Origin of the sequence: Bacillus sp. ISL-4 (assembly GCF_018613275.1) — a bacterium.
Lineage (GTDB): Bacteria > Bacillota > Bacilli > Bacillales > DSM-1321 > Peribacillus > Peribacillus simplex_E.
The window spans coordinates 53,407-69,336 of the sequence record NZ_JAGGQN010000038.1 but is presented as its reverse complement, the minus strand read 5'-3'; the positions used below and the strand labels follow the sequence as shown (position 1 = coordinate 69,336).

12 protein-coding genes are annotated in these 15,930 nt (G+C 38.2%); 2 read left to right on the top strand and 10 right to left on the bottom strand.

Annotation, left to right across the window (positions count from 1 at the left end):
• Positions 1-405: 405 nt before the first annotated feature.
• The 5 genes from J7J00_RS21365 to J7J00_RS21345 all read right to left on the bottom strand — a co-directional run bounded on the left by J7J00_RS21365 (position 406) and on the right by J7J00_RS21345 (position 7,472).
• Positions 406-1,728 (bottom strand): MFS transporter, encoded by a 1,323-nt coding sequence (locus J7J00_RS21365; protein WP_214794395.1) that lies wholly within the window; start codon positions 1,726-1,728, stop codon positions 406-408.
• Between the two features lie 437 nt (positions 1,729-2,165).
• Complete coding sequence (locus tag J7J00_RS21360) at positions 2,166-2,936, bottom strand: SDR family NAD(P)-dependent oxidoreductase (protein ID WP_214794394.1); 771 nt, start codon at positions 2,934-2,936, stop codon at positions 2,166-2,168.
• Positions 2,933-4,354: an aldehyde dehydrogenase family protein gene (locus J7J00_RS21355; RefSeq protein WP_214794392.1), complete on the bottom strand. Its 1,422-nt coding sequence runs from the start codon at positions 4,352-4,354 to the stop codon at positions 2,933-2,935. Before J7J00_RS21355 ends, J7J00_RS21360 begins: the two co-directional genes overlap by 4 nt.
• Positions 4,351-5,478 (bottom strand): tartrate dehydrogenase, encoded by a 1,128-nt coding sequence (locus J7J00_RS21350; RefSeq protein WP_214794390.1) that lies wholly within the window; start codon positions 5,476-5,478, stop codon positions 4,351-4,353. Before J7J00_RS21350 ends, J7J00_RS21355 begins: the two co-directional genes overlap by 4 nt.
• Positions 5,479-5,630: 152 nt before the next feature.
• On the bottom strand, positions 5,631-7,472 hold the full coding sequence (locus J7J00_RS21345; protein WP_214794388.1) for a sigma 54-interacting transcriptional regulator: 1,842 nt from the start codon (positions 7,470-7,472) through the stop codon (positions 5,631-5,633).
• 392 nt (positions 7,473-7,864) lie between these two features.
• Between J7J00_RS21345 and J7J00_RS21340 the strand changes: the two genes are divergently transcribed.
• A complete protein-coding gene (locus J7J00_RS21340) occupies positions 7,865-8,524 on the top strand; it encodes a formylglycine-generating enzyme family protein (RefSeq protein WP_396020596.1) in 660 nt (219 codons plus the stop codon).
• A 285-nt stretch (positions 8,525-8,809) separates the two neighbouring features.
• Here the strand turns inward: J7J00_RS21340 and J7J00_RS21335 are convergent, their stop codons facing one another.
• Positions 8,810-9,025, bottom strand: coding sequence for a hypothetical protein (locus J7J00_RS21335; RefSeq protein ID WP_309487219.1), 216 nt, complete (start codon positions 9,023-9,025; stop codon positions 8,810-8,812).
• A 228-nt stretch (positions 9,026-9,253) separates the two neighbouring features.
• Here J7J00_RS21335 and J7J00_RS21330 point away from each other — a divergent pair, with 228 nt between their 5' ends.
• The gene (locus J7J00_RS21330; protein WP_214794386.1) at positions 9,254-9,967 is read left to right on the top strand and encodes a class I SAM-dependent methyltransferase; all 714 of its coding nucleotides are present in this window, start codon (positions 9,254-9,256) and stop codon (positions 9,965-9,967) included.
• 101 nt (positions 9,968-10,068) lie between these two features.
• Here the strand turns inward: J7J00_RS21330 and J7J00_RS21325 are convergent, their stop codons facing one another.
• From J7J00_RS21325 to J7J00_RS21310, 4 genes are all read right to left on the bottom strand, one after another.
• The gene (locus J7J00_RS21325; protein WP_214794384.1) at positions 10,069-11,619 is read right to left on the bottom strand and encodes a histidine kinase N-terminal 7TM domain-containing diguanylate cyclase; all 1,551 of its coding nucleotides are present in this window, start codon (positions 11,617-11,619) and stop codon (positions 10,069-10,071) included.
• 263 nt (positions 11,620-11,882) lie between these two features.
• Positions 11,883-13,682 (bottom strand): S9 family peptidase, encoded by a 1,800-nt coding sequence (locus tag J7J00_RS21320; protein ID WP_214794382.1) that lies wholly within the window; start codon positions 13,680-13,682, stop codon positions 11,883-11,885.
• 271 nt (positions 13,683-13,953) lie between these two features.
• Positions 13,954-14,955, bottom strand: a complete 1,002-nt coding sequence (locus J7J00_RS21315; RefSeq protein WP_214794380.1) for a C40 family peptidase — start codon at positions 14,953-14,955, stop codon at positions 13,954-13,956.
• A 72-nt stretch (positions 14,956-15,027) separates the two neighbouring features.
• Complete coding sequence (locus J7J00_RS21310) at positions 15,028-15,777, bottom strand: nitrilase-related carbon-nitrogen hydrolase (protein WP_309487221.1); 750 nt, start codon at positions 15,775-15,777, stop codon at positions 15,028-15,030.
• Positions 15,778-15,930 lie beyond the last annotated feature (153 nt).

Genomic DNA, 15,930 nt, shown 5'->3' with positions numbered 1-15,930 from the left:
TTATTGAAATTACACTCAAAAGAGGTAAGAGCATTTTCTTTCCGTGAAAGGTTTGGTATTTGTTTGATATTGTTTTAGGAAAAAGCTTAAGAAAAATAAAAAAATCTTGTCTCGTTCATTTTTAACTACCTCGTCTACTATCTACATTAAGAATTCTCCTTTACCTATTCGTGCAAGATTTGACGATAGGTAAAGCCGCGTATGCAATGTCGCTTTTAAGTGAACGAAGCAGCATATTTCGCAGTCAAAAAAATAGATTTATTAAAAAAATTAATGATATCGTTCTAATTTCATAACCTTACTCCGAATTATATAAAATTAGAGAATCGCTTTATGGACTCCCTTTTATTAATCCGTATATATCTTTTTTTAATTCGATATCTTGTTCTGCACTATCGTTTCTCTTTACCTAATATCAAGTTTATTTGATTGGGGCTGAACTGAAGCAGAAGTAACAAGTTCTTTCTTAATTGTAAAGACGAGTAGAAAGCAGATGAATAAGACTATACTAATAAAATATAATCCCGTCTCTACGCTACCTGTAGTATCCTGTACATAACCAATTACATATGGGCCGATAAAGCCACCTAAATTCCCAATGGAACTAATGAGTGCTATTCCTACTGCAGCTTCTAATTCAGTAAGGAATAATGAAGGAATAGCCCAAAAAGGTCCGAAAATACTATAGATACCAACAGTTGCAACAGACATCATAAAAATAGATAGTATAGGATCCGTAGTTAATCCACACCCCATAAGGCCAATAGCACAAACAAGCGGTGGAATAGCGGCATGCATTTTTCTTTCACCAGTGCGATCAGATCGTCGTGCCCACCAAACCATCGCTATTCCTCCAAAAATATAAGGAATCATAGTAATCAAACCGACTTGAGTATTTGTTAAAATATTCGAAAAGGATTTGATAATGGTTGGCATCCAAAACCCTATTCCGTACAAACCAGTGACTAACGTAAGATAAATAAGCGACAATCTCCAAATTCTAGTACTCCCAAATATATTTTTCAGACTAGAGTGTTTGCCTATTTCCTTTCCTTGATTATCTTTTTCAATTTCGGAAATGAGCCACTCCTTCTCTTCCTTTGTAAGCCACTTTGCTTGTTCTGGACGATCCGTTAAATAAAAAATTGTCGTAATACCTAAAATGACAGCAGGAATTCCTTCAAGTACAAATATCCAGCGCCATCCAGCCATTCCACCCCAATTAATATTATCGATGATCCACGTGGTTACTGGTGCTCCAATTATATTGGACACTGTCAAGGCTGTCATAAAAAGGGCTACTGCACGAGCTCTTTCTTTTCCACGGAACCAATACGTAATATAAAGTAAAACGCCTGGGAAAAATCCAGCTTCGGCAACTCCTAGTAAAAAACGTAAAATATACAAATGATTCGCATTTTGGACCCAGGCTGTTAAAATTACAACAATACCCCATGTTATCATGATTCGCCCAATCCATTTTCTCGCTCCTATACGATGCATTAGCATATTACTGGGTACTTCAAATAGAAAGTATCCAATAAAGAAAATACCGGAAATTAATCCCAAAGTGGATGCTGTTAACCCAAGATCTTTATTCATTTCCAGAGCAGCATAGCCAATGTTTACTCTATCTAAAAAAGCAATGATATATAACACAAAAATATAAGGAATAATTCTTCTGGATACCTTTTTTATCGTACGAGCTTCTAATCCAGATTTATGCATTTTACTAACCCCTCTTTGGAAAATTTTTGTGAACTTTGGAGAATAAAAGAATAGTTCGTTCTTTTTTATTTCCTCCGATTTTATTTAATGAACTCACGGCAATAACCAGTAATGGTTTAGTCAAAGTATACAGGGATTCTGGCGCAAAACTGCAATTAGTGTGTCAAATAGATTCGCTGATGAAAAGCTAGACTGGGACTGCTCTAAAGTGGGTGTCATAGGCTATAAATAATGGTGAAATAAAAAAACACGATTGGAGTTGTTCTTTTTCAGTATTATGGCAAAATCATAGTTTCAATATTAAAGGCCACTAACGAACATTTATATTTTTTTGAAAGCATACGATATTGCTTAAAGTACTTGCACTAAATCGTATGCTTTCAAAGATCACTTAAATAAATGAGTCTTGTTATCTATGTTTTCGTCGTGCTCATCGATTAAATTCCCCGTCCTCCATCTACATTGAGTATCTCCCCAGTTACAATTTTTGCTAAGTCGGAAGCGAGATAAAGGGAAGCTTGCGCAATATCCTCTGGTTGTATAAGGGAACCTAATGGAACACTATCCAAAAAGATTTTTTTCTTATCTTCTTCCATCAGTGTCCCATCCCCGTTCAAAAATTGATTGATCATCGGTGTATCAGCAGGTCCTGGGTTAATGGCATTCACACGAATTTTATACGGGGCGAACTCCAATGCCAATGCCTTTGTAAGCATAATTGCAGCTCCTTTTGAGGCGCAGTATGCATTTAAACCCGGACGAGCTCGAACCCCTGCAATCGAAGCAATATTTATTATCGAACCGCTTTGCTGTTTTTTCATGATTGGAGCTGCATACTTGGTAGTTAAAAAGATTGATTTCGTATTCACGTCCATAATCCGATCCCATTGTTCAATACTTAAATCCTCCACCTCTGTGAAGACCTGAGGCACACCAGCACAATTTACTACTATGTCTAATCTTCCAAAAACCTCCTCCACTACCTGGAATAGTGCAGCCACGTCTGAGTTATTAGAAACATCGACCTGAACGGCCTTTACTTTTTCGCTAGAAAACGAATCGCTTGCTGCTTTAGCTGCCTCGATATTCAAGTCTGCGAAGATTACATTTGCTTTTTGTTCAACAAATAATTGTGCAATGGCTTTCCCCATACCTGATCCTGCTCCCGTTACAATGGCTGTTTTCCCCTGTAATAATTTCTCAATCATAAGTTAATCACCACCATTTTTTCATCAGTCATTTCTTCAATTGTATATCTGGGTCCTTCCTTGCCAATTCCACTATTCTTAACTCCACCATATGGCATCATATCGTTGCGGTAAGTTGATACGTCATTCACGATTACTCCACCATATTCCAGCACCTTAACTGCCTTTAAAGCTAAAGCCAGATCTCGTGTAAAAATGCCTGCTTGAAGACCATATTCCGATTGATTGGCCGACTCAAATGCTTCCGAAATATCTTCGTAAGGGATTATCGCCACTACAGGTGCGAACACTTCCTGGCAAACTACTTTCATTTTCGGCGTTGTTTGAGTTAAAACTGCTGGATAAAACAGGGAACCTTCTCTACGAATCCGCGTAAGCGAAACAGCACCTTCTGAGATAGCTTCATTGACCCACTGTTCTACGCGAATCGCCTCTTTTTCATTAATCATTGGACCTATATCCGTGTCCGGTTCTTCCGGATTCCCAACTTTTAGTTTCTGAACATATGAAAGATACTTTTCTGTAAAATCATCCAATACAGAATTATGCACATATAAACGCTGAACAGATATACATGCTTGCCCTGCATTGTGAAAGCTACGAGAGGCCGTAAGTTTGGCCGCTTGGTCCAAATCAGCATCAAAATGAATAATGTTGGGTGAATTGTTCCCTAGTTCTAACGCTACTGGGCGCATTCCACTTTTCTCTTTAATATATTGTCCAACTCCTGCTGATCCAGTGAAAGAATACATGGCAATCCGTTCATCCTGTAAAAGCCATTCACCAACTTCAGCGCCACCATTCACCACATTTACATATCCTTTTGGCAGTCCAGCCTCTTCAAACAGTTCTACTAATTGAAACGTGGTCACAGGTGTGTTTGGTGCTGGTTTGACTACTACTGTATTTCCTGATGCTATTGCTGGGGCGATTTTATGTATCGCTAACAATAATGGGTAATTAAACGGAGTGATGGCTCCAATGACACCTTTAGGGACACGAATTGTGAACCCCAATCGATTATCCGCTCCTTCGACGGCCTGTAACGGAATCATTTCACCAGTAATTCTTTTTGCTTCTTCCGCGGACAAACGCAAAGTTTCAATTGTGCGATCCAGTTCTCCTTTTGCATCTTTAATGGTTTTACCTACTTCTCTCACCAAGGTGATCTCAAATTCTTCTCTACGTTCATGGAACAACTCTGAAGCTTTCAATAAAATTTGATACCTTTGAAATGCAGTTAATTTATCTTGTTTAAAGCATTTTTGTGCCTCTGTTATAGCATTATAAACATGTTGCTTTTCTGCCTTAGCAATATGAGTTAATACTTCACCTGTAAATTTATTGTATACAGGAATCTTTTCTTCTGTAGGTACTTGCTGTCCACCAATAGATAAATGATAGTCTTTAATAATCATTTTTTCTCCCCCAAATAGGTTTTTAAACTCATTTCCCGTATTTTTGAAACAATTGCATCTCCCATTTCCATGGTATTAGCCGTTCCTCCGAGATCAGGAGTTCTGATTTTACCTTCGAATAACACTTCTTCTATGGCGTTTAACACCAATTTCCCTAATTCAGGAAGTCTAAGGTGATCCATCATGAGACTAATGCTCCAAATTTGTGCAATTGGATTGGCAATACCTTTTCCTGCTATATCTGGTGCTGAGCCATGTATTGGTTCGAACATCGAAGGATATTTCCTTTCAGGATTGATGTTTCCAGAAGGTGCCAATCCTAGTCCCCCAACAATAGCGGCTCCTAAATCTGTTAAGATATCTCCAAAAAGATTGCTTCCCGCTACGACATCAAAACTTTCAGGCTTTGAGATAAAATACGCAGCAAGGGCATCTATATGATAGAGTTGAACATCTACATGAGGGTACTCATTTCCAATTTCCTTAACGATTTCATCCCAAAATGGCATGGTATGATTAATCGCATTGGACTTTGTTGCAACCGTTAGCCTTTTCTTCGCCCTACTTTCAGCCACTGAATATGCATATTTGAGAATCCTTTCGCTACCATAGCGCGTAAATACATTGTTTTGTATCGCCGCTTCATAAGGAGTGCCTTCGTGAATCCGACCACCGATATTCGAATATTCCCCTTCTGTATTTTCTCTAATTACGACAAAGTCCAAATCATCATGTGATTTATATCTCAAAGGGCTTTCCAATCCTTTAAGCAGTTTGACCGGCCTCAAGTTAACATATTGCTGAAAATGCCTGCGAATTGGAAGAATAAGTTCCCATACCGAAACATGATCTGGTACAGAAGGAGCTCCAACGGCACCAAATAAAATCGTGTCGTAATCCTCCAATAAACTCAATCCATTTATTGGCATCATCCTTCCATGTTTTAGATAATACTCACAATTCCAATCATAGAAATCGTAAACAAATCTTACATCTGAATGTACTTCCTCGAGCACTTTTAAAACTTTCAACCCTTCATTAACTACCTCTGGACCAATTCCGTCCCCAGGAATAATTGCGATGGAAAAGTGTTTTTGCAATTTCTTCACCTCATTATGTTTCATAATAATGTGCTACAAATTCATAACTTGCAAAAACCGTGCCAACAAAATAAAAACACTGAAAATTCAGATATATCAAACGATAAAGGGCCGTTTTATTTTACAAGCCTTCGATTAGTGTTTTAAATTACAACGATATGTTGAAATTTGAAACACTATAGATTATATTCTTTTAGTTTTCTCCATAACGTAGATCGGTCTACCCCTAGTGCTTGTGCGGTCTTAGTTTTATTATTGAAATATTTTTTTAAGGCCGCCTCAATCAGTTCTCGTTCATTCACTTTAATGCTTAAATCAGAAAGATCTTTCTGGTTTTTGTTCCTATTAAGCTTTTGTAAAAGAAATTCGCCGCTATGCAACGTTAAGGTTGTACCCTCTTCAAGCAGTACCATTCGTTCAACTACATTTCTGAGCTCCCTTATATTTCCTGGCCAGTCATATTCCTTAAATAATGTATATACCTCTTGGTCAATACTAACAATTTTCGTTTCGCGTTTTTCGTTAAATTGATTGACAATTGCACCCATTAGGTCAGGAATATCTATTAATCGATCGCGCAAAGGTGGTAAATCAACATTCAAAACGTTAATTCGGTAATATAAGTCAGTTCGAAACTTTTTTTCTTTAATTTCTTCCTCTAATTTTCGATTTGTTGCAGCAATGATTCGAACATCTACTGGCACAACACGATCGCCCCCGACCCTTCGCACTGTTTTTTCCTGAAGAACACGCAATAATAGAGCTTGGATATGAAGAGGCATTTCACCGATTTCATCTAAAAACAAAGTGCCACCGTGAGCAAGTTCAAATAGACCTGCTTTTCCTCCCTTATTCGCCCCTGTAAATGCACCCTCTTCATAACCGAATAATTCACTTTCCAACAGGCTTTCTGGTAATGCAGAACAGTTTACAGCAACAAAAGGACCCAGTACACGTGGACTTGCCAAATGAATACCTTGTGCGAATAATTCTTTGCCAGTTCCAGATTCACCTGTAATTAATACAGTTGCATCAGTTTTAGCAAATCGTTGGGCTAAATCTTTAGCCTTTACCAATTCCAAGGATCGGCCAACTATATCACTCAGTCTATGTTTTGCTTCGAGTCCACTTTGATGTAACATCTTTCTAAGTTTAAGCTCCATTTTTTGAATATTAGTGATTTCTTTAAAACTTGAAACTACGCCGACTATTTTACCTTTTACAATCACCGGGAATCGATTTATGACAATTTGCCTCCCCATGACTGTTGCAATATCCCCCATTTCAATTTTTCCAGTTGCAAGAATGCGCATCAAATCGGAATGAGGGATAAATTCCGTAATCTTATGTCCTTTTACTCCATCTTGTAGACCTAATAATTTTTTCGCATGTTCGTTAGCTACTGTAATTCTTCCCTCATGGTCTACTGCCACAACTCCATCGTGGGCAGATTTAACAATAGCTTCTACCTGATACCTTTCCATGGCTATACTTGCAGTTAATTTGTCAATGGAAATTGCCATTTGTATAGTAGAAATCAAAGAAGATAGGGAGGGGTTGATAAGATGTACGGTTCCTGTATGTGAATGAGTGAGTAAATCTTTCATCCAAACTGGAGCTACATACACCGTATCCGGTTGTATACCAGCTGAAAAAAATTTTTCTTTACTTACAAAATGTAATGGGATATGTGGATTTTCATCAAATTCTTTTTTTAGCCATTCATTTTCTTCATCTGATGCAACAACACAACATTTTTTGCTAGAGTCATTCATTAGACCTTTTTTTTCATTCGTTCTCTCAATATCATCCAGACGAATGGAAAGTGGTAGTATTGGAACTTGAAGAGCTTCTAATTCTTTTTGGTAGATAGCTGGCGTTATAATGACCATCGGGTTCATAATCTGCTCTAACAAAGCATTCACAGAATAAAAACGAGCCGTTTTGTATCCTACTCCTTGAAACAGTTTTCCAATTTGATTTTCCAATGAGTCACTCATTTTATATAAAGCAATCATTACACTTCTCCTTGCTACACAGATTTCGGAATCAAATCTACATTTTCATTACAATTATACACTTTACATACAATATATGGCATGCTAACTTCATGTCCAACTATATATTTCAAAGGTGTTCATGTTTGCTTTTCTCCCTCCTTGAAATGAAAAAATATGGATTCTTTTAAGAATAAAGTTTAAGGCTAATGACATTTTATTTTATTTAAGTGGTGTTCGAGTCTAAATGCACTTTGTTTAAAACCAAAGGCGGTCATTTTAGCACTTATTTAACTCCCTGGCAGTTATCTGCAAATACAAACATCATATTTGTATTGATTTAACAGTTCTGATTATGGTAAGATTTGTAAAATTCTGATTGTTTGGAGGAAGGTAGATTGTCAAAGGGAATAATGAGTTACATTGACTATCCAATGGTGAAAATTCCAGGGGGAGAAATAGAATTAAGGGACGACAGAATTAAAAGCAAATGGAAAGCAGAAATAAGACCATTCCTTCTTGCCCGTTATCCTGTTACTACGGATTTCTACTATGATATTACAAATAAATCGCCTAATTCTTTTGATCGAGATCTAAAACCTGTTGTGAATATTTCTTGGAATGAGGCAATTTCTTTTTGTAATCTACTTTCACGGAAAGCTGGACTGGGAGAGTGTTATTCTAAAAATGGTGAAAACATAGTTTGTGATTGGGAATCAAGCGGTTTTCGAATTCCTTCAGAAGCAGAGTGGCAATATGCATGTAAAGCTGGGGCTGCTGGTTATAGATATGGTGATCTGAATAAGATTGCCTGGTATAACGAAAATTCAGGGGGCATAATACATGAAGTAGGAACAAAGGAACCGAATCCATGGGGTTTGCATGATATGTTAGGGAATGTTTGGGAGTGGTGCTGGGATTTATATGATGAACAAGTGTACGGCACCTACCGTATTTTTCGAGGAGGTAGCTGGGCTGAGGATGCCAGGGGTTGTGGAGCTTCATGTCGTCGGCGCAGCCATCCGACATTTTGCATAGACGACCTAGGATTCCGTCTTGCCCGGTCTTTTTAACTTCACCAATCAAACCAACTTAATTCAAGGTTTTACAGTTTTACTAACGGATAACAGGAGGAAAACAGAGAAATCAGCTGTATCTATTTGTGATGAACAAAAAAAGAAGTAGGTTCAACAAAAAGGATCGATTAGAGATTAAATCCAAAAAAAAAAACCGTCTTTCATGTTTCTTAGCCGTACTGCTATTCATATTTCTTTCCAGTTTTTTTGGTTGGATTCCGATTGTGAACAAAATAAAAAACCTGATAATTTTTCAGGTTTTTTAATATTTTCATCATTCGATTACCAGAGAAAGGCGAGAAAAACTAAAGATGCAATTGCCCCAAAGGCAAATCCATTTGCAGCACCCCAACCATACCCTGCATTAAAACCTCCATAACCAAAACCCCCAAGGTTTCCGCCACCGTCAAATGGACGAATATATACACGGTTCGGCGTAAGGCGTAACCCGGTGTATGATTCCCCGATGAACGGTTCCTCTACTTGTACGAATTTCAACCGGCCTTTCAACACCTTGCCTGCATTTATGATAATAATTATGATAACCCATTTTACACTCCCCTTGTCCGTCGATTATACATCGTATGCATTCGGGGACTAGCATGCATGAATTAAATACCCACCAAACCTTTAAAAGTCTTTCCCATATTCCTTGTCAATGGTTAAAACACTCTTTGAAACCAAAGCATAAAATACATTTATACATGTACCAAAGGAGATTATGCCATGAAACACTCATACCAAGACGCACTAGCCATAATTGGAATTGAAGGGGCACACCCTGGTGGATTTGAACTGACTAAGAAGCTCTTGAAAAATGAAGAAATCGATCATACGTCAATAATCCTTGATGCCGGATGCAGGACTGGGCAAACCTCATCTTACTTGGCAAAAACGTTACTTTGCCAAGTATCCGCGCTTGATAATCACCCAGAGATGGTGAAACATGCAAAAAAAAGATTCCAACAAGCTAACTTAAGCATTGACCTATATAAGTCTTCAATTGAAGAACTGCCTTTTGACAATAATTCTTTTGATTTTATCATAGCCGAATCAACGACTGCATTCACGGATATACAAAAATCGCTCCGTGAATTTTTCAGGGTCCTTAAACTAGAAGGAACTTTGTTATCCATTGATATGACAGCAGAAACCAGCCTTGATTCTGCCTCAAAAAAAGAAATCATGGATTTTTATAATTTAAGAGATTTATTGACGCAATCCGAATGGTTAAAGGCCTTCCAACAAAACGGATTTACAGATTTAAAAATCTTGAGATCGAGTACCGTCTTAGAGGAATTAATGAATTCTTCAGCATCAAATAGCCTCGTTCAGCCATTAAATGAATCCTTGGAACGAGTCATGAACGAACATTACCGCCTCATTCTATCTTATGGAAACAGCCTCGGATATAGAGTATACAGAGCAAGTAAAAAGTAGGGCATTTATTATGCATTACGCAGCTCAAGATTGTCAGGAATTATGAATACAATAAAAAAACCTAGAACAAGTTCAAGGTTTAAAGGGATGGTTCTATTATCTTAGGCGATGATTTTTACACAATTTCGGCCATTCTTCTTTGCGGCATATAAGGCTTGGTCGGCCCGTGGCATCAATGTTTTGATGGAATGGCTTCGGTCACCAGCTTCAATTAAGGCATGAGTCACCCCGAAACTGCAGGTAACGGAAATCTTCTCTTCATTAACAACTGCAATGCTTTCCGAAACCTTTTTCCTTATAATATCGGCCAACTCATAGGCAGTGTCTAAAGCGGTATCCGGCAAACATATGATAAATTCTTCACCGCCATATCGCCCCAATAGATCTCCTTCCCGAACGTGCTCCTTTGCAGTATTTGCAACAAGCGTTATGACCGCATCCCCTGCTTCATGTCCAAAAGTATCATTTACATCTTTGAAATGATCGATATCGAACATGATGACTGAAACACTGCCGCCTTCCATGCTTAGAGCATCGAATAACATTTCCGATTTATTAATGAAAAATGTTCTATTCAATATTTGCGTTAATCCGTCCAAGCTGGCCAGTTGTTTCAACTTTTCCAGCATTAGCACTCTTTCAGTTACGTTGGAGAAGGTGATGATCTGTCCGATAGGCATGTTACTTTTGTTGAGCACAGGTGAAAAACCAATATGGTAATGTACCATTTTACCACTTAGGCTGCAATTAAAATCACTGTCTTGCTTAAGTTCGATTATTTCCTTAAGATGATGATTCCCATTTAGCACACTTGTAATCGATTTACCTATGGAATGTTCATCCAACAAGGGGATGACTTTGCACATTCCATGGTTATAGTCAACAATCAAACCCTGTTGATTTAAAACGATGACACCATCTTTCATACTTTCAAAGACAGTTTCCCGAGCGATCGGGGCTACATTGAACATTTGAAAAGTCAAAAGTGCCGCACCATGAAAGATAAACGTGATACTCATGGATACAGGACCAAGATCGATACCATATGAGCTTAATCCATTTATATAATAGTAATTTGCCATTATAGGAATAATAAGACCTGCCACCATCATTGATATTTGCATCCTAAATCTGAGTGAGGATTTTTTCACCTGCTTTAGCAATATGATTATACTTAACATGACACATAAAAAAAGGAAAAGGGAGTGGACGTAAAACCAAGGGCCCCCCACCAGTTTAATAATTGGAAAAGGACTATCGCTTCTCAATTCCATTGATTTGTAATACAAGTGATGAAGGTCATTTGTATAATGCATGAAAATGGTGATGAACGGAATGATGAAGAGTGCATATTGCCAGACCTTCTTAATTCTCTGCCCGACATATTCAAGGCACATCAACAAAAGGAATACTGGGATGAATGGTAAGGCCAAGTACTCGACCCTTAACCAAAATATGATTTGTTCCAAAGATGTACTGGAAAGTTCGAAAGCATAGGAAAAAGTAAAAATCGAAGACAATAATGTCACGAGAATATAGGGTTTTGCTCCAGGTGCATCCTTGATCCTTAACTGTGCAAATAAACATAGGAACAAGCTTAAAACACCTGCCATTATAACTACGAGTATGTATAACAATAATTCCCGCGGCAATGCGATCAACTCCGTTTAACAAAAAAATACTTTTTCCGTATATTATATAGCACTTTATGACTAAGTGACGAGAGTTTATTCAGGGAATTCTGAATTTTATATGTCAAGATTTTATAAACACGCCATATTTGAAAGCTATTTACTAACTCCCCTAAACCGCCGAACCTAAAATAACATCCAGTTTTTAAACATAAAAACCCTGCTTCATCACTTTGAACATGAGTGGCAGGGTTTTTGTAAATAAACAAAGTTTTAGATGCGGATTATACCTTTTCTGTTACTGCTGTGAATCGCTTTAAGAATGTCAGTATTTTTTGATAGACGGCAATTTCATTTTCTTTTTTGGAAAATCCATGTCCTTCATCTTCCAGAAGCATATAATCGACATCTCTTCCTTTATCCTTCAAGGCTTTAACGATTTGATCTGATTCTGCTTTGACGACACGGGGATCGTTTGCTCCTTGAATGACAAGCATTGGCTTTATCATGGATTCTAAATAGGTGATAGGCGAATACTCGATTAGTTTTTCTTTGTCTTTTTCCGGATTTCCTACCCACTGATCCATGACTGGCTTCCAGTCTTCTGGAACGGAATTGATAAATGAGAAGAGGTTGGATGGTCCGAAAATATCGACAACCGCTTTAAAATAATCCGCATGTCGTCCGTGTAGCAGAAGTGCCATATACCCTCCGAAGCTTCCCCCCATCAATAGAATGTTACCTTTTTGTGCATGCCCTTGGTTAATGAGCCAATCAAGGCCGGCTACATTATCAAGTCTTGGTCCATTTCCCCAATCTCCTTCCACCATTTTCGTGAATTCCAAACCATATCCAGTAGAACCGCGGAAGTTTGGCGCAAAAATACTGTAACCGTGATTCAGGAAAAATTGAAATGATGCCCTAAAGGACTTCCGTTCTGCCGCTTGAGGACCGCCATGTGGCCAAAAAATGACTTCACCATTGTCGTTTTCCCTTTTTGCCCTAAAAAATAACGATTCGATCTCCAAGCCATCAAAGGAAGGGTATGTAATGATGTCCGGTTCAACCAATTCATTGGAATCGACGCCAGGAACAGTATATTTAGTTAATGATACCCACTCATCACCTGTATTTTTATAGATATTATGAGGCTTTGTTGCGCTCATGCCAAATAAGTAAAGCGTGCTAGATGAAGCAACCTCAAGTTTATTAATGACGCTGCACGGCACGGGAATATTTCTCCAATCTTCATTTTGCAGATTGAATTCATATAATTGATCCTCTACACCCTTTTGACTTGTTATATATAATAGTTGATTCTCTTTACTATATTTAATGGCTGTAAAACTCTCATTCTCCAATTCTTTAACTTTACTGAATTTGTTTGTTTCAAGATTGTATGAAGCCAGATAGGTAAAGTCCGAATCATAATCAGTCAATAAATATATCATCGAATCCGAAACAAAAACACCATCATTCACTGTGTGTTGTTTCTCAGAGGGCGGAGTGAGCAAGATATCTTCGTTCCCTTTTTTTGCATAGAGAAGGGTATATGTATTAGCAAAGTGTTTATAGTAAAGTAAGGTTTCTTCATCTGGGCTGAAGCCAAATAAATAGGTCGCTGCGTCTTTCCCCTCCAGTACCAGCCTCTCCTGTCCTGATTCTAAATCTAAACAATAGGAATTTAGAAAGGAAGGATTTCCTCTGGATGTCGTGTAATAGAGCTTTTTACTGTCATTCGATAATTTTGGCATGAAATTACGTGTATTTTCATCATGGATGATTTCCTTCATTTTCCCGCCATTCAAAGGAACCCCGTAAAACTGGGTATTTTCATTACCGTCTTGATCGAAACCAGCAATTATAAACCGGCTCTTCTTATCATATATCAGCTCTTGGCAGCTCTGATCAATTGATGTAAGCGGATATGGAAAAGAGTTTGGCAAATCCATTCCCCATAAATTATACTTGCCGCTCAAATTGGTACTAAAAACCAGATGTTTTTCATCTGGACTTACAGCAAAATCAGCAATGGAAAAGGTTCGTAAAAATTGCTCAACATCAGGTTTTGGAAAAGTGATCATTTTGGCAACCCCTCACATTTATAATATAAAGAAAAATCTGTAATTTATTATACCATATTTTTCCTGATTTATATACGTAAATAGTCAGTCTATGGAAACCGAACATTCAAGTTATTATATATGCAACTTATTAGGAGTAAACGATTGTTCCGATGTATGCTAATTCCAAGGACATCGGGGCTTTTTTTTGTCATCCGATAGAATGATAGAAAGGGCTCGTTCAAATACGAAAAAAGTCTTAAGAGCACTTGGCTCTTAAGACTTTTATTAATCAATCGATATATCTTCTTGCTCCGGCATATTCCTCTCCGTATCCGGATGTTTTAATTTCATCTATCCTTACATGTGTTGAGCTGTTTGGCGAATGGATCATTTTGCCGTCACCAATATACACTCCGACATGATGGACCTTTCCTTTCCCTTTATCATGGGCAAAAAATAGTAGATCACCTGGCTGAAGATTTTCTTGTTCCACCTTTTTACCATATTGCGCCTGAATGGAAGAGTCCCTTGGGATCGTTATTCCATTAGCATGGTACATTGTATAGGTAAATCCAGAACAGTCAAATCCAAATCCGGACATTCCGGCCCAGAGATAAGGAAGCTCTAAAAATCCCTTTCCTGTTTCAACGATGTCCTTACCGGTTGGAGCTGGTATTTGATTTTCATTTTGATAGACGGAAACATCCTGCTTTTCTATCCATTTTGCTCCATTACTCGGTGTCATCACCTTCACTTTATCTTTTTTTACCTGCAATAGCGGGAGGCGGGTATCGAAGCTGACCTCCATGAATTTGGACTGAAGTTTCGAATCCGAATAAAGCCAAGTCTTCGGGGCATTTACAAGGACAAATCCTCGTTTAAATTGTTTCTCAAATGAATTTCCGTCTTTTAATTGAGCCTTTGGCATCCATCCTGGGTAACCAATATCATTTCGGGGCGTCGGTTGATTGGCAACGGCTACTTTCACCCATTCACCCTGTTCTTCTAAAATCGTCACTTTTGAACCATATAGAGCTTGTGTTTCCAGGTTACCCACAAGCCACAGCTTGTCTTCATAATTCATCGAGCCGATCCAGGCATTCAAATCAACAGGATTCGATGCAGAAGGAGCATCGATTTCCCTCAATAATCCCGGCTCCGTCCAAAGAGTTGCCACAGCTACATCTACATAGGCAATTCTCTCCTTCTCCTTTGAACTAGCTTCATTGGGACTGAATACTAAAATACTAAGAGCAAATATAGATAGCACTACAACGGTTAACCTTTTCAAAATAATCACCCTTTCGAAATAGTTTTTATTAGTAAAAAACACTATTGTATTAATAGTGTTTTTTCCAACAGATTATTTCAGCCCTTCATAAGGCTCATATTTCGTATACATATCTTTTCGGCGATTACGATCTTTGAAAGTGGTCGCCGCACCATTCTTTCGATTCTCATATAGTTCGTCCATATCGACCGTACCGGAAATGATTGTATGTTCATTCATTTCCGCCTCGGCTACTACTCCATTTGCTGGCCAAGCGCTGTCACAGGGGCTAAGTATACTGGCGCGGCCGTATCCGTTCGGCAGCGGTGTCCCTGGTTCACCAACAGTGGGGCAATGAACAAAATATACCTGATTCTCGATTGCACGTGCATGTGCGCAATAGCGTACCCGCCAAAAACCAGCCTCAGTAAATGTGTATGATGGGCAAAAAATGATGTCGGCCCCATTCACAGATAATATCCTTGAAATTTCAGGTATCTCCGCTTCATAACATACCGCTATTCCTATCTTAACCGGACCTACGGAGTAAACTTCCAGATCATCACCTTCAGAAGTATGCCAATTCGCTTCAGCAGGAAAGATATGAGTTTTTTTATGCTCAACGACCGATCCATCTTTATCAAAAATGTATGCGATATTGAAGTATTCATTTTCGCGGCGTTCCAGATGCGTGCCCGCAATGATGACCTGCTTTCTTTTTCTGGAGAGTGAACTGAAAAGATCTTTGTATTGATTGGTATATTTATCAATCCTGATAACGGACGAAGCATTTTGTTCTCCAAAGGCCGCTGATAACCCGATGGTTAACAGTTCAGGAAAAATGATATAATCCGAGTTTTAGGGAACTTGGTTGATCAAGTCTTCTACTTGTTCCTGAAATTCATTGAAATTTGACACTTTTTCTACTCGAAATTGACAAGCCGTTATTTTAATTTTCACAGAAGCCCTCCCAAATCATGCTTTTTATTCCATTAG